Below are 19121 nucleotides of genomic sequence, written 5' to 3' on the forward strand. Positions count from 1 at the left end.
TTCGAAAAATCGTTCGGACACATCCCCCGCGTGGCCGATCATGGGCGCATGGCACCGACAGAAACCCTCGCGCGCGTCGACGCGGACCTCGCCGCCGGTCGCGTACCCGTGGCGCGGCAGCGGTTGCGCGGGCTGGTCTCCTCCTTCCCGACCGACCTGACGCTCCGGCGGCGCCTCGCCGAGGTCTACCGGCTGTACGGGGACGAGGCGGAGGCCGGGCGGTGGACGTATCTGGACGAGGACCGCGCCCCCGAGGAGGTCGCCGCCTTCGAGGCGAGGTACCGCACCCCCGTACGGCGGATGCGGGCGCTCGCCTGGCGCGGGCCCGAGGCGTTGGCCGAATCAGCCTTCGCCGCAGGGCAGTTGGCCGCCGTACGGGCCGAGTGCGCCGAGGCCGTCGGGCGCCCGGTCGACTGGGACAGCGTCCCGGAGGCGGACGACGACCGGGCGCACAAGTCACTCGGGGAGAACCTGGCGGGGCTCGGATGCATGGTGGCGGTGTTCGGCCTCCTGGCGATCTGGGTGTTCGGCCTGCTGACGCTCCTCGACGTCGTCGGCCTCTTCGAGCTGTTCGGCTGACCGGTCGGGGCCGGGAGCCGGGGGTACGGGCCGGGCGGGTGCGCCGCCTCGTACCGGCGCCGGCCGCCGCACCATCCGGAGCAGTACCGCCGTGACGGTCGCCAGGGCCATCAGCGCCGCACTCGTCCAGGCCGGGGCGCGGAACCCGTACCCGCCGCCGATCGCGAGCCCACCGGCCCACGGCCCCAGCGCGGCACCGATGTTGAACGCGGCGGTGGCGAACGAGCCCGCCATCGTCGGCGCGTCCGGCGCCGCGCGGAACACCCGGGAGATCAGCGCGGTCCCCGTGGCGAACGCCAACGCCCCTTGCACCAGGACGAGTACGAGCGCCGCCACCGGGTTCCCCGCGGTCAGGGCGAGGGCGGACCAGCCGAGGGTGAGCGTGACCGGTCCGACCGCCACCAGGGCGTCGGGGCGCGCGTCGCCGATCCGGCCCGCGACCGTGACACCGATGAACGAGCCCACCCCGAACAGCGCGAGCACCGCGGGCACCCACCCCGCGCCGAACCCGGTGACCCGTGTGACCAACGGCTCCAGATAGGCGAACGCGCAGAACGTCGCGCCCTGGACCAGCGCGCTGATCAACAGCGTCAGCAGGAGCCGGGGACGCCTGAGGGCACGCAGCTCGTGGCCCGCGCTCACGCCCGCGCCGGTCTCCGTCCCCGTGGTCGCGGGCCGCTCGTCCGGGATCGTCCGGGCGACCGCGACGAGCGCGGGCACGGAGACGACGGCCACCGCCCAGAACGCCGACCGCCACCCCCAGTGACCGCCGAGCAGCGCCCCGGCCGGAACACCCACCACGCAGGCGAGGGTGACCCCGCCGACGACGACGGACGTGGCACGCGCCCTGGCCGAGGGTTCGACCATGCCGAGCGCGGTCACCAGGGCGACGGCCCAGAAACCGGCGTTGGCGAGCGCTCCGACGACGCGGGTCGCGAGCAGCACCCCGTATCCGGGTGTGAGCGCGCCGATGACGTGGACGGCGACGAACACGCCCAGAAAGAACAACAGGGCCCGTCGCCGGGGCCAGTTCCGGCTGAGGAGCGCGGTCAACGGCGCACCGACCACCATCCCGACCGCGAACGCCGAGGTCAGCAGCCCGGCGTCCGGGATCGACACGTGCAGGTCGTCGGCGATGCCCGAGACCAGACCGGACAGCATGAACTCCGAGGTGCCCTGGGCGAAGACCGCGAGCCCGAGCACGTAGACAGCGAAAGGCATGGAAGAGCCCCCATGGGTGACTGACGACTGATGAACCGGTCAGGCGGGGAGGGGGTGCGGGCCGCGCCCACGCGTCGACGACGTGTCGCGACGTGTGGCAACGCGGAGGAGTGTCCGGCGTCCGGTGTGTTCACCGACGGAACGGGACGGGACGGGCAGGACACGACATGCCGGCCGGGCTTCGGGGCGGCCCACACCACGGTGGTCCGGTGGCGCCGACCATGGAGAACGCGCCGCGCGGCCTGAGGGCGGGGCGGCGTCTCGACAGCGGATCAGCCACCGGAGAACCGGTGGCTAGCCTCTGTTGGCCTCGGGGCTGGACATGCGCGCGAAGCTACCAGGCCGGGCTGGGGATCTCCACCTCCGGCGCGATGCCCGACCGGCTCAGGGGGGCGGTGGTCGATGGTCGAAAGCAGCGGTCAGGCGTTCATGAACGGGATGCACACCGCCGTGACCGTGACGGGTGTCCTGTGTCCGGCGGGGGCCGCCGTCGCCGTGGTGGGCCTGCGCGGCGCATCCGGTCCGGGACGCGCCGAGCCCCGGACCGGGGCCGGATGCCGGGCGGCCCTGGTCTCCTCCTCGTACCGGGCGGGCCACGGGCGGCCCGGCCGGTGGTCGGGGCCGGGCGGTGTCGGTAGTCGGTCAGTGCTGGTAGTCGGTCAGTGCCGGTGGCCGGGCGGTGCCGGTGGCCGGTCAGCGGTTGTGGGGGAAGCCCAGGTCGATGCCGGTCGGAGTGTCGGAGGGGTCCGGCCAGCGGGTGGTGACGACCTTGCCGCGGGTGTAGAAGTGGACGCCGTCGTTGCCGTAGACGTGGTGGTCACCGAAGAGCGAGTCCTTCCAGCCGCCGAACGAGTGGTAGCCCACCGGTACCGGGATCGGGACGTTGACGCCGACCATGCCCGCCTCGACCTCCAGTTGGAAGCGGCGGGCGGCGCCTCCGTCGCGGGTGAAGATCGCGGTGCCGTTGCCGTACGGGGAGGCGTTGACGAGGGCGACGCCCTCCTCGTACGTATCGACGCGCAGGACGCACAGGACCGGGCCGAAGATCTCGTCCCGGTACGCGTCCGAGTCGGTGGGGACGTGGTCCAGGAGCGACAGGCCGATCCAGTGGCCGTCCTCGAAACCCTCGACCGTGTGACCGGTGCCGTCGAGGACGACCTCGGCGCCCTGGGCGGCGGCGCCCGTGATGTAGGAGGCCACCTTGTCGCGGTGTGCCCTGGTGATCAGCGGGCCCATCTCGGACGTGGGGTCGTCGCCCGGTCCGATCTTGATCTTCTCGGCGCGTTCGCGGATTCGCCGGACCAGTTCGTCGGCGACGGAGCCGACCACGACGACCGCCGAGACCGCCATGCAGCGCTCCCCGGCGGAACCGTACGCCGCGGAGACCGCCGCGTCGGCGGCGGCGTCGAGGTCCGCGTCGGGGAGGACCAGCATGTGGTTCTTGGCTCCGCCGAGCGCCTGGACCCGCTTCCCGTTCGCGGAGGCGGTCGCGTGGACATGGCGGGCGATGGGGGTGGAGCCGACGAAGGAGACCGCGGCGACGTCCGGGTGGCCCAGCAGGCTGTCGACGGCGACCCTGTCGCCGTGCACGACGTTCAGCACACCGTCCGGGAGTCCCGCCCCGGCCGCCAGCTCCGCCAGCAGGTTGGCCGGTGACGGGTCCTTCTCGCTGGGCTTCAGCACGAAGGTGTTGCCGCAGGCGACGGCCAGCGGGAACATCCACATCGGCACCATGGCCGGGAAGTTGAAGGGCGTGATGCCCGCGACGACACCGAGCGGTTGACGGATCGACGCGACGTCCACCCGGTGGGAGACCTGGGTGGACAGTTCGCCCTTGAGCTGGGTGGTGATCCCGCAGGCCAGCTCCACGATCTCCAGCCCGCGCGCCACCTCGCCGAGCGCGTCCGAACGCACCTTGCCGTGCTCGGCGGTGATCAGCGCGGCGATGTCGTCGCGGTGGGCGTCGAGCAGTGCGCGGTACCGGAAGAGGACCGCGGTCCTGGTGGAGAGCGAGGACGTGCCCCAGGCGCGGTACGCGGCCTTCGCGGCGGCCACCGCCGTGTCCACCTCCTCCGCCGAGGCGAACGCGACCCGCCCGGTGACCTGCCCGGTGGCGGGGTCGGTGACCGGGCCGTGGTCGCCCGAGGTGCCCTCGACGGTCCGGCCACCGATCCAGTGGTCGACGGTCTTCATCCCATGCTCCATCCCGTACTCCATCCCGTGCTCCTTCAGAGGTGGCGGCGCCGGTCCGCGCGATGACGGTCGTACTCTTCCCGGGCCTCGACCGCCGCCGGGCGGGTGGCCGTCCCGGCGACGGGAACGTCCCACCACGCCTGCGCGGGCGGAGGCCCTGACAGCGGGGCGTCCGGCGCGGTCTCGACGTGGACGCAGGTGGGGCGATCGGACGCGCGCGCGTCGGCGAGGGCTTCGCGCAGTTCGCCGACGGTGTCGGCGCGCAGCACGCGCATGCCCAGCGAGGCGGCGTTGGCCGCGAGATCGACCGGCAGCGGCGGGCCGGTGAGGGAACCGTCCGGGCCGCGCAGGCGGTAGGCCGTACCGAGGCGTTCGCCGCCGACCGCGTCGGAGAGGCCGCCGATGGACGCGTATCCGTGGTTCTGGACGATCACGACCTTGATGGGCAGGTCCTGCTGCACGGCGGTCACCAGCTCGGTCGGGTTCATCAGATACGTGCCGTCGCCGACCAGTGCCCAGACGGGCCGGTCGGGGGCGGCCAGCCGCACGCCGATGGCCGCCGGGATCTCGTAACCCATGCAGGAGTAGCCGTACTCGACGTGGTACTGACGCGGTGAGCGGGCCCGCCACAGCTTGTGCAGGTCGCCGGGGAGCGAACCCGCCGCGTTGATCACGATGTCCTCGTCGGTGACCAGCGCGTCGAGGAGGCCGAGCACCTGGGCCTGGGTCGGCCGGGCCGCCGGGTCGTCGGCCGCGAACGCCGCGTCGACGCGCCGCTCCCAGCGGGCCTTCGCCTCGGCCCAGGGGGCGGGGCGAACGGCTTCGGCGCCGGGAGCTTCGGGGCGAACGGCTTCGGCGCCGGGGGTGTGTTCGGCGAGCGCGGTGGTGAGTGCTTCGAGCGCGGTACGGGCGTCCGCCACGAGCGGGAGGGCGGCGAGCTTGTGCGCGTCGAAGCCGGTGATGTTGATGTTGAGGAACCGCACATCGGGGTGGCGGAAGAGGGTGCCGGACGCGGTGGTGAAGTCGGAGTACCGGGTGCCGATCCCGATCACCAGGTCGGCGTCGCGGGCCAGTTCGTCGGCGGTCGCGGTGCCGGTGTGGCCGATGCCTCCGACGTCCGCCGGGTGGTCGTACCGCAAGCACCCCTTGCCCGCCTGGGTGGCCGCGACGGGGACGCCGGCGGCGGTGGCGAACGCGGCGAGTGCCTCCTCGGCCGCGCTGTGGTGGACTCCGCCGCCCGCGACGACCAGGGGGCGGCGGGCGGAGCGCACGGCCCGTACCGCCTCCGCCAGTTCGTACGGATCGGGGGCGGGTCTGCGGACGTGCCAGACGCGCTCCGCGAAGAACTCCTCCGGCCAGTCGTACGCCTCCACCTGCACGTCCTGCGGCAGCGCCAGCGTGACCGCACCCGTCGCGGCGGGATCGGTCAGGGTGCGCATGGCGTGCAGTGCGGCCGGGATCAGCGCCTCGGGGCGGGTGATCCGGTCGAAGTAGCGGGAGACGGGGCGCAGACAGTCGTTGACCGAGACGTCCCCCGCCGTGGGCACTTCGAGCTGTTGCAGTACGGGGTCGGCGGGCCGGGTGGCGAAGGTGTCGCCGGGGAGCAGGAGCACGGGGAGGTGGTTGACGGTGGCGAGGGCGGCCCCGGTGACGAGATTGGTGGCGCCGGGGCCGATGGAGGTGGTGACGGCGTGCGTGGAGAGCCGGCCGCACTGCCGGGCGTACCCGACGGCGGCGTGCACCATGGCCTGTTCGTTGCGGCCCTGGAGATACGGCATGGCGGCGCCGGATTCGAGGAGCGCCTGTCCGATCCCGGCGACGTTCCCGTGGCCGAAGATGCCCCAGGTGGCGTTGATCAGCCGGTGGCGGGCGCCGTCGCGCTCGCTGTACTGGCGGCAGAGGAACGCCATCAGGGCCTGAGCGGTGGTCAGTCTGCGGGCGCCGCGGGTGGTACGCGTCCGGGACGTCATCGGGACGCCTCCGGACCGTAGAGGGGCAGACGTGGGTCCACGGGCCGGGTGGGCCAGGTGTCGCGCATCCAGCCGTGGTCCGGATGGTCGCTGATCAGCCACTCCCGCCCGGGTCCCGGGCCCGCCATCACATTGAGGTAGTAGAGGGTGTGGCCGGGGGAGGCGATGGACGGCCCGTGCCAGCCGTCCGGGACGAGGACCGTGTCACCGGTACGGACTTCGGCGAGGACATCCGTACCGCCGGGGCCGGACGGAGTCACCCGGTGGTAAGCGACGGCGTCCCGCCCGTGCCCCGCCCCCTCCGCGCCGGGGTGCGACGGATTGAGGTGCGACGGGCCGGAGTGCGCTGTCCCGACGTGCGCCGCGCCCGTGTGCGCCGCGCCCGTGTGCGACGTGTCGGGGCCGTCGATCTCGAAGTAGTAGATCTCCTCCAGTTCGGACTCGACGCCGGGGCGGTGCTCGTCGTGTTTGTGGGGCGGGTACGAGGACCAGTTGCCACCGGGCGTCAGCACCTCCACCGCGATCAGCCGGTCGCACTCGAAGGTGTCAGCGGCGGCGAAGTTGTTGACCTGACGGGAGCAGTTCCCCGAGCCGCGCAGCTCGACGGGTACCTCCGACGCGGAGCCGTAACGGGCGGGGAGTCGTCGCTCGCACTTCGCTCCTGCCAGGGCAAAGCGGCCTCCCGCGTCGGAGGCGATCTGCGCGTGGGCGTCACGCGGTACGTACGCGAAGTCGGTCACACCGCTGAACACGCTTTCACGACCGAGTAGTTCAAAGATCTCATTCGCGAGCCGCACCGTACAGCCACCTGCCAGGGGCAACACGATCCATTCGCGTTCCCCGGTGGCCAGGGTGTGCGTTCCGCCTGGCTCCAGCTCCAGCACGCGCAGACTCGACCAGTCCCAGCCCGCTCGCTCCGGATCGATGTCGAGGGCGTACGGTCCACGCGCCGCACTGCCGGCCGGCAGGTGATGGCGGTGTCCGGGACGGTGCCCGGGGCGGTGCCCGGCGCGCTGACCGTCACGTCGGCCGTCGCGCTGGTCTTCGCGCCGGTCGGCGCCCTGATCGTCGCGCCGGTCGGCGTGCTGATCGTCGCGCCGGTGGTCGCGGTGATGGTGTGTCGTCATGAGCACTCCCTACCCGCCGTCGGCCGGGCCGTCCCGGCCGACCTGACCGTCTCGGATGGTCCGGCCGACCTGACCGTCTCGGATGGTCCGGCCGACCTGGCCGTCTCGGGCGGCCCGGCCGACCTGACCGTCTTGGGCGGTCGGGCCATCCCGGGGGGCCCGGCTCTCACACCTGGTCCGGTCGACCCGGACACCCCGGCTCTCACGGCCGGTCCGGCCGATCCGGCCCGCCCGCGCGGCCCACCCTGACGGTCTGCCCGGCCGCGCACCGCTCCTCGGCCAGGGCCGCTTCGACCTCGTACGCGTACGGCATCGCCGACGAACAGGCCAGTCGGGAGGCGACGATCGCACCGGCCGCGTTCGCGTACCGCACGACCCGCTCCAGATCCCAGCCGGCGAGCAGGCCGTGGCAGAGCGCCCCGCCGAACGCGTCGCCCGCGCCCAGTCCGTTGACCACCTCGACCGGTACCGGCGGTACGTCCGCGACCGTGCCGTCGCGGTGCATGGCCAGCACCCCACGCGGACCCTGCTTGACGACGGCCAGCTCGACTCCGGCGGCGAGCAGCGCCCTGGCGGCGGCGTACGGTTCGCGCTCCCCCGTCGCGATCTCACACTCGTCGAGATTGCCGACGGCGACCGTGGCATGGGCAAGGGCTTCCCGATAGCGCGCGGGAGCGGACACCGGGCGGGGCGGGGCGGACGCGCTGCGCGCCGGGGCGGACGCGCTGCGCGCCGGGGCTGACGCGGCGGGCACAGGGGCAGGCGCCGTATTGGGCGGGGCCGGGATGCCGGGGGCGGAACCGTTGCCAGGTCCGTTGTCTGAACCTGACCCGGGACCCGAGCTGACGTCAGGGCCATTGCCCGAGCTGACGTCAGGGCCATTGCCCGAGCCGACGTCAGGGCCATTGCCCGAGCCGACGTCAGGGCCATTGCCCGAGCCGACGTCAGGGCCATTGCTTGAGCCGGAGCCGAGGCCCGAGCCGACATCAGGGCCGTCGCCTGAGCCCGACCCGGGACCCGAGCCGATGCCGCGATCATCCGGGCCGGTGCCCGCCGCGCCCTCGGTCCAGAACATCGGCCGCCAGTCGAGGTCGAACACCGTGAAACGCCGACCCGGTCCCGGTCCCGGTCCGGAGCCGCGATCCGGTACGGGCCCCGGCCAGGACTCCGAACCGGAACCCGCGTCGGAGTCCTGGCCGGGGCCCGGGGCGCGGGCCTCGCTCCGCGCTCGCAGGGCGGTGAGCGTGGCCGAACGGCTCGGTTCGGCGCAGAGGCCCGTGCCCGTCATCCAGAAGATACGGGCGGCGCGGATCGCGTCGAGGTCGAGTTCCGGTGCGTTGATCTCCAGGTCGGGAGCCTTGGGCTGCCGATAGAAGTAGAGGGGAAAGTCGTCGGGCGGGAAGATCTCGCAGAAGGTGACCGGCGTCGGATACTCGGCGACGGGTGTCACCCAGCGATCGTCCACCCCGAACTGCCGCAGCTCCTGGCGCAGATAGTCCCCGAAGGCGTCCTGTCCGGTCCGGGTGACCACCGCCGCCCGGCGTCCCAGCCGGGCCGCCGCCACCGCGACGTTCGTGGGTGAACCGCCGAGGAACTTCCCGAACGTCTCGACCCGTGCCAGCGGGACCCCGCTCTGCAACGGGTAGATGTCCACCCCGATCCGGCCCATGGTGATCACGTCGTAAGGCTCGGCCATGCGTACCCCCTTCCCGACCGCGAAATCGACGCCCGGTGCGACGGTCGCGGGTCCCTGGGGCGCCCCGGGGACTCGCGACCGTTGGCGTCCTCTTCGTCTCACCTTCTCCGATCTTCGCTCCGAAATCCTGTCAACGCGTCGGCCGGTGCGTTGCCCGGTACGTGGTCGGCCGGTGAGCCGTCCCGTGACGGACTCTCAGCGCTTCGAGGATTCGGGGACCGTCACCTCCGCTTCGCTCGACGCGTCCACGGAGGCAGCCCCTGGGGAGAGGCCCTGACCTGCTTCAGGCCCGGAATCCGACCCAGGCCCCGGCCCCGCTCCCAGCCCCGGCCCCGAGCCCGATCCCGCCCCCGGTATCCGCTCGCCCCGGGCCCGGTCCTGCGGCGACGGCGACTCCCCCTCGCTCAGCCCGAACTTCCGGTGGAAGGCACGCAGTGGTGCCGGCGCCCACCAGGTGGCACGGCCCATCAGCTTCATCACCGACGGCACCAGCAGGCTGCGCACCACCATGGCGTCCATCAGCACCGCGAGCGCGATCCCCAGACCGAGCATCTTGGTGTTGGTCACCCGTGAGGTGCCGATGGCGACCATGACCATCGCCAGGATCACCGCGGCGGCGGTGATCAGACCGCCCGTGTGCCGGAGCCCGTAGGTCACCGCGTGCTCGTGATCACCCGTGCGGTCGTACTCCTCCTTGATCCGGGAGAGCAGGAACACGCCGTAGTCCATGGACAGCCCGAAGGCGACGCAGAACATGAGCACCGGCAAGGTCGTCTCGATGTCCCCGGTGCTGGTGAAGGAGAGCGGTCCGGACAGATGGCCGTCCTGGAAGATCCAGACGACCGCGCCGAACATCGCCGTCAGGCTCAGCGCGTTGAGCACCACCGCCTGGAGCGGGATCAGCACACTGCCGGTGAGCAGGAAGACCAGCAGCAGCGTCACGACGGCGATGATGCCGAGGGCCCAGGGCAGCCGGTCCCCGATGGCGTGCTTGGAGTCGACCAGGACGGCCGCCGTGCCGGTCACCGAGGTGTCGAAGGGGGCGGACTGGGCTCGTAGTTCCTTGACGAGCCGCTGGGAGTCCTCGCCCACCGACTCCCCTTCGGGCAGCACGCTGAAGTAGGCCGCTGTCGCGTCGGGAGGGGTGGCACCCGCCCGCTCCGCCATGACCGGGCCCTCGACCCGCCGTACTCCGGGGAGCGCTGCGATCCTGTCCCGGTACTCGGCGTACTGGCCGGGGCTCGCCTTCCCCTCGGCGAGGACCGTGAGGCCGCCGCCGGGACTGCCGGGGAAGCCGTCACGGATCTGCTGCTGGACGACGTGGGACTCGGCCGACGCGGGGAGTTGGCGATCGTCCGCGGTGCCGAAATTGACCCCGGCGAACGGCAGCCCGAGCAGCACGAGCCCGACCGTGGTGGCGACCGCGAAGACCGGAGCCCTGCGCATCACCAGTGCCGCGAGCCTCCCCCATCCTCGGCCCGGTCCGGCGTTCGGGCCGTCGGGCTTCGTGGCGTCACGCCGCCGTCGCAGCAGGCGGCGCAGATCCAGCGCGTCGACCCGGGGGCCGAGCAGCATCAGCGCGGCCGGCAGCAGGATCAGTGCGGCGGCGGCCGCCAGGGCCACGACGGCGATCCCGGCGTAGGCGAAGGACCGCAGGAAGTACTGCGGGAAGACCATCATCGCGGCCAGCGACACCGCCACGGTCAACGCGGAGAAGAGCACGGTCCGCCCCGCCGTGCGCAGGGTGATTCCGATGGCCGACCTGGGGTCCGCCCCGGCCGCAAGCTCTTCGCGGAACCGGCGGACGATGAACAGCGCGTAGTCGATGGCGAGGCCGAGACCGAGCGCCGTGGTGAGGTTCTGGGCGAAGACGGAGACGTCCGTGAACTCGGTGATCCCGCGCAGCACCGCGTTGGTCCCCAGGATCGCGACGATGCCCACCCCGAGCGGCAGCAGGGCGGCGATCGCGCTGCCGAAGACCATGACCAGCAGCACCAGCGTCACCGGCATGGCGATCATCTCGGCCCGCAGCAGATCGTCCTGGATGATCGTCTGCATCTCGTGCCGGACGGCGACGGGCCCTCCGATCGAGACGGTCACCGGTCCGTGCGCGCCCCGGTACCGGGGCGCCACCCGGTCCAGGGTCTCGCCCAGCTCCTTGTCGTGCCCCTCGATGCGGGCCGCGATCACCGCCTGGTGACCGTCCTCGGAGCGAAGCGCGGGTGCCCTGGTCCGCCAGTAGGAGCCGACGCCCGTGATGCCCTTCTCGGCCGTCAGCCGCTCGGTGAGCCGGGCGGCCTCCGCCGCGACCGCCGGATCGTCGACCGAGGCGGTTTTGGTGTCGACCAGCAACAGCAGATTCGGCTGGGACGCGGGGAACTCGCGCTCCAGCACCTGGGTGGTGTAGGTCGACTCGGCGTCCGGGTCCTCCCAGCCGCCGCTGCCCATCCGGTCGGCGACCCCACTGCCCGCGAACACCGCGAGGACCGTGATGACCAGCGCCGCCAGCAGCGCGAGCCGTGGCCGCGCGGTGACGAACCGGGTCCAGCCTCCGACGCTCGCCGGACTCTTGACTTCGGGCATGGTGCGGTAACCCCTCCCCTGGACCCGGGCAGCACAAGGCAGCATGGGGTCACTCATTGCCACGTAAACTGGCAAACACGAGCCATCACTCGCGTTTGCCAAGAATGCGAGTGACCGCTCGCGTTTGTCAACCGCGTCAGGAAAGCTGGGGATCACCGTGCCGGAGGCCAAGGGCGAGAACAGGGGCGGGACCGGGAGCAGGACCGGGGCCGGGAACAGGGGCGGGACCGAAGACAGCACCGGGGACGAGAACAGGACGGAGGCCGGGGACGAGGTCATGGGCGCGACCAGGAGAGAGACCAGGGGTGCAGCCCGGGACAGGACCGGGAAAGCGGCCAGGGACAGGGGCGGGAGCAGAGGTGAAGCAAGGGACGGGACCGGAGGCGGAACCCAGGACGGCGCCACCGGCCCGGACGAGACCCCCGCCCGCCCGCGCCGCCGTCAGGCCCGGGGCGAGGCCCGCGTCGCCCAGCTCCTCAAGGCGGCCGCCGACGTCTTCTGCGCCAGCGGATACAACGCGGCCAGCACCAACGCCATCGCCCGCGAGGCCGGCGTCTCACCCGGCACGCTCTACCAGTTCTTCCCGAACAAGGAGGCCATCGCCGTCGAGCTGGGCGGCGACCTGCTCGGCCGCTGGCGCGAGAGCTACGGGAACGCGCTCCTGCCGGTCCACCTCGCCCTTCCCCTCGACCAGATGCTCGACGCCACCCTGGACCCGCTGATCGCCTTCAACTGCGAAAATCCGGCGTTCACGGTCCTCATGCACGGCCCCGACGTGCCCGGCCTGCTCACCCAGGGGCACGACGCCATCCACACCACGATGCTGGAGCGGGTCGAGATGATCCTCGGCGACTACCTCCCGGACATCCCGCCTGCGCAGATCAACCGCATGGCCCACATGATCTTCATCCTCTTCAAGTCCGGTCTCGATCTGATCCTCGCCCACGAGGGAGCTGAACGGGAGGCGTACATCGCGGAGTTGAAGACCGTCATGTTCCGCTATCTGGAACCGGTGACGGGCTCCGACCCCTGCCCGGCGCCGAAGTAGGGCGCGTCACCGCGCACCTCGATGACTGGTACCCCCTAGGGGTATAGTGTCGAGTGTGTTCGGGCGCCTCGGGCTTCCCTCGGACCACTCCGACGGCATCCCGTCACACCGCCCGCCACCAACGCACCTGTCGAAGAGGAGAACGTCATGGCCGCCGAGACCGAGACCCAGCCCCAGACCCCCCAGTCCACCGGCTCCTGCTGCTCACCCACCGGTTCCTGCCACGACGGCGCGGCCGACGTCCAGGTCGGCGGCGTCACCACCGTCTACCAGGTGTCAGGAATGACCTGCGGCCACTGCGAGGGCGCGGTCTCCGAGGAGATCTCCGGCATCGAGGGCGTCACCTCGGTACGGGCCGACGCCGCGACCGGCCAGGTCACCGTCGCCTCCCGGGCACCGCTGGACGAAACAGCCGTACGGGCCGCCGTCGACGAGGCGGGTTACGAGCTCACCGGCCAGATCTGACCCACCCGACGCTCCACACCCACGCCACCCCAGCAATCCAGCCACCCCGGCCACACCCTCGCAACACCACGCCGACCCCATCGGGCCGGGCCCCGCCGACCGACTCCGGCGGGACCCGGCCCGGCCGCTTCCCGGAAGCCGCACACCGGAGAAGCCCCCGCCCCCTAAACCGCGCACAGGGACCACAGGGAGATACCGCACCACCGCACCCCACACACAGGGAGAACGCACCTCCGAGGCCGCACACAGGGTGACCCACACATGGAGATCCCGAGGTGGCGACCGGCGCACCCCACCCGTCCCGGCGGCACTCACCGACCCCCCGGCACCACCTGGATCAAGCCCCAGGACCCTTCGCGGCGACCCCGCCGACCGGGGTCCTCCGCCAGGTGACCCCCATGATTCCGGTCGCCGCCATGGCCCTGGCACCTCCGCCGGGAGAGCCGTCGCCCTCCACTTCGCAACCCTTCACGCAACTTCCACAAAGAGACTTAGATCACACTGTTTTCGGGGTAACCATCCGGCGAGTTCGCGAGTCTAAGAGTGCGATGCCAAGGATGTCTTGGGGGACGTCCATCGAAGTGTCTTGGGGGACGCTTCTGGCAAGCGTTGGCCGGGGCACGTGCACCGGGGAGCTATGAGCGGCCCACCCGTGCGTACGTACCCCGGCAGACCGCACAAAAGAAGAAGAAAACGCACCAAGAGGTACAGCGCACAGCGCCAAGGAGCTTCGGCTCCCGAAAGACGCCCGGCCGGATCCCGTGGGGGGAATCCGCTCCGGGACATGGGGAGCGCCCCGTCCGTCGACCCGTGGGGGGATCGGCGGCGGGGCGCTTCTCGCTGAGCGGGCCCGCCCCGCAAGCCCGCCAAGCCCGCCCCCACATCCCGTACACACACCCCGGAACGCCGAATCGCCCCGGCACACCGCGCTCTCGACGAGGCGCGGTACGCGGGGCGAAGGCAGTCGCACGGTCGGACGGTGCGGCGGACGTACGGCGTTGCTGTTCTGTTGTCGTACGAGAGCGGTCACAGGCTCGCGTGGTCGCCCACGGGCCCTGCCTCGTACTACTACTGCGTCGACCACGGGACCGACTCGTGCCACGGGAACGGTGGGCGCTCCCCCGGACCGGGGCTTCCCGCGGATCGGGCCGGACCGGTGTCTCAGCGGCTCTCGACCGGAACGAAGTCGCGCAGGACCTCGCCCGTGTAGATCTGGCGCGGGCGGCCGATGCGCGATCCCGGCTCCTTGATCATCTCGTGCCACTGGGCGATCCAGCCCGGAAGCCGGCCGATCGCGAAGAGCACGGTGAACATCTCGGTCGGGAAGCCCATGGCCCGGTAGATCAGACCGGTGTAGAAATCCACGTTGGGGTAGAGGTTGCGCGAGACGAAGTAGTCGTCGGAGAGCGCGTGCTCCTCCAGCTTCAGCGCGATGTCCAGCAGTTCGTCGGACTTGCCGAGCGCCGAGAGGACATCGTGCGCCGCCGCCTTGATGATCTTCGCCCGGGGGTCGAAGCTCTTGTAGACGCGGTGCCCGAAGCCCATCAGGCGGACGCCGTCCTCCTTGTTCTTCACCTTGCGGATGAAGGAGTCGACATCGCCGCCGTTGGCCTGGATGCCTTCCAGCATCTCCAGCACCGACTGGTTGGCGCCGCCGTGCAGGGGGCCCCAGAGCGCCGAGATGCCGGCGGAGATCGAGGCGAACATGTTCGCCTGCGAGGAACCGACCAGACGGACCGTGGACGTCGAACAGTTCTGCTCGTGGTCCGCGTGCAGGATGAGCAGCTTCTCCAGCGCCGAGACGACGACCGGGTCCGGGACGTACTCCTGGGCGGGGACCGAGAAGGTCATCCGCAGGAAGTTCTCGACGTACCCGAGGTCGTTGCTCGGGTAGACGAAGGGGTGCCCGATCGACTTCTTGTACGCGTACGCCGCGATCGTCGGCAGCTTGGCCAGCAGCCGGATCGTGGAGAGGTGACGCTGCTCCTCGTCGAACGGGTTGTGGCTGTCCTGGTAGAACGTGGACAGCGCGCTGACGACCGACGAGAGCATGGCCATCGGGTGGGCGTCGCGCGGGAAGCCGTCGAAGAACCGCTTGACGTCCTCGTGCAGCAGCGTGTGCTGGGTGATCTCGTTCTTGAAGGCCGACAGCTCGTCGACCTTGGGAAGCTCACCGTTGATCAGCGTGTACGCGACCTCAAGGAAGGTCGACTGCTCCGCCAGCTGCTCGATGGGGTAACCGCGGTAGCGCAGGATGCCCTGCTCACCGTCGAGGTAGGTGATGGCGGATTTATAGGCTGCGGTGTTGCCGTACCCGCTGTCGAGCGTCACCAGTCCGGTGTTGGCCCGGAGCTTCCCGATATCGAAGCCCTTGTCTCCGACGGTGCTGTCGATCACCGGGTAGGTGTACTCGTCATCGCCGTACCGCAGTACTACAGAGTTGTCGCTCACGTCATCCCTCACCGACGTAGTGCCTCTTCTTCGAGGTGCCCTGACTGGTTCCACCCTCCCCCATTTGGCGCAGGAGAGTGCACTCGGGGTCGTCCATTGGACCTACTGGCGGCACTGAGTGCCGCCAACTTACTCATCCTGCCCCCTTGCCTCCGGTTCCGGAAGACCTGCGTGATGTTTCCCACCGATTTGATCGATCATTTTTCGGTGCTTCCTCCTTCGGATTCTCCCCGCAGCCGGTGATCCAGCGCCGTACAGCGTCTCCCGGCGGAAACCGTACGCACCGCCTGGGCTATCGCCCTGCGCGAACCGACCAGCACCACGAGCTTCTTCGCCCTGGTCACGGCCGTGTAGAGGAGGTTGCGCTGGAGCATCATCCAGGCGCTGGTGGTGACCGGGACGACCACCGCCGGATACTCGCTGCCCTGGGAGCGGTGGATGGTCATGGCGTACGCGTGGGACAGCTCGTCCAGCTCGTCGAAGTCGTACGGGATCTCCTCGTCCTCGTCGGTCAGGACCGTCAGCCGCTGCTCGTCCGGGTCGAGCGAGGTGACCACCCCGACGGTGCCGTTGAAGACTCCGTTCTCGCCCTTCTCGTAGTTGTTGCGGATCTGGGTGACCTTGTCGCCGACGCGGAAGACCCGGCCGCCGAACCGCTTCTCGGGCAGCTCCGGGCGGGCCGGGGTGATGGCCTGCTGGAGCAGTCCGTTGAGCGTGCCCGCACCGGCCGGACCCCGGTGCATCGGGGCGAGGACCTGCACGTCACGACGGGGGTCCAGGCCGAACTTCGCCGGAATCCGACGGGCCGCGACATCGACCGCGAGCGCCCCGGCGTCCTCGGTCTCCTCCGCCACGAAGAGGAAGAAGTCGGCCAGTCCCTCGGTGAGGGGCGGTACCCCGGAGTTGATCCGGTGGGCGTTGGTGACGACGCCCGACTGCTGGGCCTGCCGGAAGATGCGGGTCAGCCGGACGGCGGGGACCGGGCCGCCCTCGGCGAGCAGATCACGCAGCACCTCCCCCGCGCCGACCGACGGCAGCTGGTCGACGTCCCCCACCAGCAGCAGATGGGCACCGGGTGCCACCGCCTTCACCAGCTTGTTGGCGAGCAGCAGGTCCAGCATCGACGCCTCGTCGACGACGACCAGATCCGCGTCGAGCGGCCGGTCCCGGTCGTACGCGGCGTCACCGCCCGGCCGCAGCTCCAGCAGCCGGTGCACGGTGGACGCCTCGGCCCCGGTCAGCTCCGACAGCCGTTTCGCCGCCCGGCCGGTGGGCGCGGCCAGCACCACCTTGGCCTTCTTGGCTCGCGCGAGCTCCACGATGGAGCGGACGGTGAACGACTTGCCGCAGCCGGGGCCGCCGGTGAGGACCGCGACCTTCCGGCTCAGCGCGAGCCGGACAGCGGCCTCCTGCTCGGGGGCCAGCTTCGCCCCGGTGCGCTGGGCGAGCCAGGCCAGCGCCTTGTCCCAGTCCACGTCCTGGAAGTCGGGCATCCGGTCCTCCGGCGCCCTCAGCAGCCGCCGCACCTGTCCGGCGAGGGAGAGCTCGGCGCGGTGGAAGGGCACCAGATAGACGGCGGTGACGGGGGCCCCTTCGTCGTCCGGGCCGGGGACCGTCTCGCGTACGACGCCCTCCGGGTCGGCGGCCAGTTCGGCGAGGCATTCGATGACCAGGCCGGTGTCGACCTGGAGCAGCTTCACCGCGTCGGTGATCAGGCGCTCCTCGGGGAGGAAGCAGTGGCCCTGGTCGGTGGACTGCGACAGCGCGTACTGGAGTCCGGCCTTGACCCGCTCGGGGCTGTCGTGCGGAATTCCCACCGCCTGGGCGATGCGGTCCGCAGTGAGGAAGCCGATGCCCCAGACGTCGGCGGCCAGCCGGTAGGGCTGGTTCTTGACGACGGAGATCGAGGCGTCCCCGTACTTCTTGTAGATGCGGACGGCGATGGAGGTGGAGACGCCGACGCTCTGGAGGAAGACCATGACCTCCTTGATCGCCTTCTGCTCCTCCCAGGCCGCGGCGATCATCTTGGTCCGCTTCGGGCCGAGGCCGGGGACCTCCACGAGGCGTTCGGGCGCCGTCTCGATGATGTCGAGGGTGTCGACCCCGAAGTGGGTGGTGATCCGGTCGGCCATCACCGGGCCGATGCCCTTGATCAGGCCGGAGCCGAGATAGCGGCGGATGCCCTGGATGGTGGCGGGGAGGATCGTCGTGTAGTTCTCCACGGTGAACTGCTTGCCGAACTGCGGGTGGGAGCCCCAACGGCCCTCCATCCGCACCGACTCGCCGACCTGCGCGCCGAGCAGCGAACCGACCACGGTGAGGAGGTCCCCGGCGCCCCGGCCGGTGTCGACCCGGGCGACGGTGTACCCGTTCTCCTCATTGGCGTAGGTGATCCGCTCCAGCACTCCTTCGACCACCGCGAGACTCAGCATGATCCGACGCTACCGCCGGGGTACGACACGCTCGTACCGGTCTGTGGAAACTCGTACGGGCCTGTGGAGAGCCGTCCGCCGCACCGGCCGCCGGGAACGGTCCGAGGGCAGGGCCGAGGAGGTGCGCGGACGGGACGTGCAGGACCGGGGGCAACGAAACGGGGCCCGGTCGACCGACCGGGCCCCCCTCGCTCTCCCCCTGCCGGAACTTCCCGAATCCCCCCGGATTCCTCCCCGGAAGCTTCCGACGAGAGTTACGACACGGTGGGGCCGGGAACGGTTGCACGGCTTGGCCATCTCTTGCCCCGAGGCAGTCCGATCTTTGACCGGAGCCATTGCCCCACGTCTTCGTGTCGGGTCCGGCAGGGGGTGGATGCCCGGATACAGGTGGATTGTGGCGGCGATGCGGGGTAGAGGGGACACGTCCGGTCCGCACCGGGGCCGAGGCCACAGGACCGATGCCACAGACCGGGGCCCCGAGGCCCGGGGACGACGGAAGGAACACGCGTGAAGCTCGCTTTCTCGACCCTCGGAGTGCCGGGGATGCCGATGTCCGACGTGGCACGGCTGGCGGTGAGCCACGGCTACCAGGGGGTGGAACTGCGCGCCGATCCCGAGGAGCCCGTGCACCCCGGGCTCAGCCCGGCCGAACGGGCCGCCGTGGCCGAGGAGTTCGGCAGGAGCGGGGTCGAAGTGCTCGCGGTCGCCGGGAACACCCGGGTGGCGGCCGAGGGCGACGACGAACCGTTCGTCGCCGAACTCGCCCAACTGATCGAGCTGGCACACGACTTGGGTGCCACCCAGGTCCGGGTCCTGCCGGGCGCCGACGAGCGGGACCTGGCCGAGGCGGACGCGGCGGCCGCCCGCCGCCTCGGCGCGGCTGCCCCGTACGCCACCGATCTGGGCGTACGCGTCCTCCTGGAGACCCATGGATCACATCCCGCGGGAGCCGACGCGGCCCGCGTGCTCGGCACGGTCGGGCACGGGCAGGTCGGCGCGGTGTGGGACGTCATGCGGACCTGGCTGGCGGGCGAGGAACCGGTGGCGAGCCATGCGGTCCTGGCCCCGCATCTGGGATACGTACGGGTGAAGGACATCGCCTCGGCCGAGGACACGGCCCCGCTGCCGCTGGGGGCCGGGGTGCTGCCGCTCAGGGAGTGTCTGGACACGCTGGGGCCGGACGGCTGGGTCTGCTGGGAGTACGAGAAGCGGTGGTACCCGGAGGCGGCGGAGCTGCCGGGACTGCTGGGCGCGGGCCGGGACCATCTGCTGCGGCTGGGCGCGCCGAAGCAGTAGGGGCAGTTGGGAGAACAAGAGGGGCGCGAGGGGCGCGAGGGGCAGGAAGGGCAAGAGGGG

General features: G+C 71.3%; 9 protein-coding genes and 4 pseudogenes. 4 read left to right on the forward strand and 9 right to left on the reverse strand.

Annotated elements, in window-relative coordinates; genetic code table 11:
* Nucleotides 1-48: 48 nt before the first annotated feature.
* Nucleotides 49-549 (forward strand): annotated as a pseudogene (locus tag PZB75_RS08835) (DUF6584 family protein); the annotation flags it as partial.
* On the opposite strand, the gene PZB75_RS08840 reads toward PZB75_RS08835, so the two are convergent.
* The 7 genes and pseudogenes from PZB75_RS08840 to PZB75_RS08870 form a co-directional block, all read right to left on the reverse strand.
* Nucleotides 457-1800 carry a Cmx/CmrA family chloramphenicol efflux MFS transporter gene (locus PZB75_RS08840; protein ID WP_275534744.1) on the reverse strand — a complete coding sequence of 448 codons (1344 nt, stop codon included), beginning with the start codon at nucleotides 1798-1800 and terminating at the stop codon, nucleotides 457-459. The pseudogene PZB75_RS08835 and the gene PZB75_RS08840 overlap by 93 nt on opposite strands.
* 693 nt (nucleotides 1801-2493) lie before the next feature.
* Nucleotides 2494-3993: a CoA-acylating methylmalonate-semialdehyde dehydrogenase gene (locus PZB75_RS08845; RefSeq protein ID WP_275538643.1), complete on the reverse strand. Its 1500-nt coding sequence runs from the start codon at nucleotides 3991-3993 to the stop codon at nucleotides 2494-2496.
* Between the two features lie 35 nt (nucleotides 3994-4028).
* Nucleotides 4029-5963: a 3D-(3,5/4)-trihydroxycyclohexane-1,2-dione acylhydrolase (decyclizing) gene (iolD, locus tag PZB75_RS08850; protein WP_275534745.1), complete on the reverse strand. Its 1935-nt coding sequence runs from the start codon at nucleotides 5961-5963 to the stop codon at nucleotides 4029-4031.
* Nucleotides 5960-7090 (reverse strand): 5-deoxy-glucuronate isomerase, encoded by a 1131-nt coding sequence (locus PZB75_RS08855; RefSeq protein WP_275534746.1) that lies wholly within the window; start codon nucleotides 7088-7090, stop codon nucleotides 5960-5962. Before PZB75_RS08855 ends, iolD begins: the two co-directional genes overlap by 4 nt.
* 202 nt (nucleotides 7091-7292) lie before the next feature.
* Nucleotides 7293-7754 (reverse strand): annotated as a pseudogene (locus tag PZB75_RS08860) (PfkB family carbohydrate kinase); the annotation flags it as partial.
* 549 nt (nucleotides 7755-8303) lie between these two features.
* Nucleotides 8304-8786: pseudogene (locus tag PZB75_RS08865) on the reverse strand (PfkB family carbohydrate kinase); the annotation flags it as partial.
* Nucleotides 8787-8981: 195 nt separating this feature from the next.
* Nucleotides 8982-11369 carry an MMPL family transporter gene (locus tag PZB75_RS08870; protein WP_275534747.1) on the reverse strand — a complete coding sequence of 796 codons (2388 nt, stop codon included), beginning with the start codon at nucleotides 11367-11369 and terminating at the stop codon, nucleotides 8982-8984.
* 424 nt (nucleotides 11370-11793) lie between these two features.
* Here PZB75_RS08870 and PZB75_RS08875 point away from each other — a divergent pair.
* Nucleotides 11794-12417: pseudogene (locus PZB75_RS08875) on the forward strand (TetR/AcrR family transcriptional regulator); the annotation flags it as partial.
* 147 nt (nucleotides 12418-12564) lie between these two features.
* A complete protein-coding gene (locus tag PZB75_RS08880) occupies nucleotides 12565-12882 on the forward strand; it encodes a heavy-metal-associated domain-containing protein (protein ID WP_275534748.1) in 318 nt (105 codons plus the stop codon).
* A 1161-nt stretch (nucleotides 12883-14043) separates the two neighbouring features.
* On the opposite strand, the gene PZB75_RS08885 is transcribed toward PZB75_RS08880, so the two are convergent.
* Nucleotides 14044-15333 (reverse strand): citrate synthase, encoded by a 1290-nt coding sequence (locus PZB75_RS08885; RefSeq protein WP_275534749.1) that lies wholly within the window; start codon nucleotides 15331-15333, stop codon nucleotides 14044-14046.
* Nucleotides 15334-15530: 197 nt separating this feature from the next.
* Nucleotides 15531-17765, reverse strand: coding sequence for an ATP-dependent RecD-like DNA helicase (locus PZB75_RS08890; protein WP_275534750.1), 2235 nt, complete (start codon nucleotides 17763-17765; stop codon nucleotides 15531-15533).
* Between the two features lie 507 nt (nucleotides 17766-18272).
* Between PZB75_RS08890 and PZB75_RS08895 the strand changes: the two genes are divergently transcribed.
* Nucleotides 18273-19061, forward strand: coding sequence for a sugar phosphate isomerase/epimerase family protein (locus PZB75_RS08895; protein ID WP_275534751.1), 789 nt, complete (start codon nucleotides 18273-18275; stop codon nucleotides 19059-19061).
* Nucleotides 19062-19121: the final 60 nt, after the last annotated feature.

The organism is Streptomyces sp. AM 4-1-1 (assembly GCF_029167625.1).
GTDB lineage: Bacteria > Actinomycetota > Actinomycetes > Streptomycetales > Streptomycetaceae > Streptomyces.

Excerpts from the sequence above, each read along its gene's own strand:
- PZB75_RS08870 (WP_275534747.1), bottom strand. The coding sequence starts at position 11,369 with ATGCCCGAAGTCAAGAGTCCGGCGAGCGTCGGAGGCTGGACCCGGTTC.
- PZB75_RS08845 (WP_275538643.1), bottom strand. The coding sequence starts at position 3,993 with ATGAAGACCGTCGACCACTGGATCGGTGGCCGGACCGTCGAGGGCACC.
- iolD (WP_275534745.1), bottom strand. The coding sequence starts at position 5,963 with ATGACGTCCCGGACGCGTACCACCCGCGGCGCCCGCAGACTGACCACC.
- PZB75_RS08890 (WP_275534750.1), bottom strand. The coding sequence starts at position 17,765 with ATGCTGAGTCTCGCGGTGGTCGAAGGAGTGCTGGAGCGGATCACCTAC.
- PZB75_RS08880 (WP_275534748.1), top strand. The coding sequence starts at position 12,565 with ATGGCCGCCGAGACCGAGACCCAGCCCCAGACCCCCCAGTCCACCGGC.
- PZB75_RS08840 (WP_275534744.1), bottom strand. The coding sequence starts at position 1,800 with ATGCCTTTCGCTGTCTACGTGCTCGGGCTCGCGGTCTTCGCCCAGGGC.
- PZB75_RS08855 (WP_275534746.1), bottom strand. The coding sequence starts at position 7,090 with ATGACGACACACCATCACCGCGACCACCGGCGCGACGATCAGCACGCC.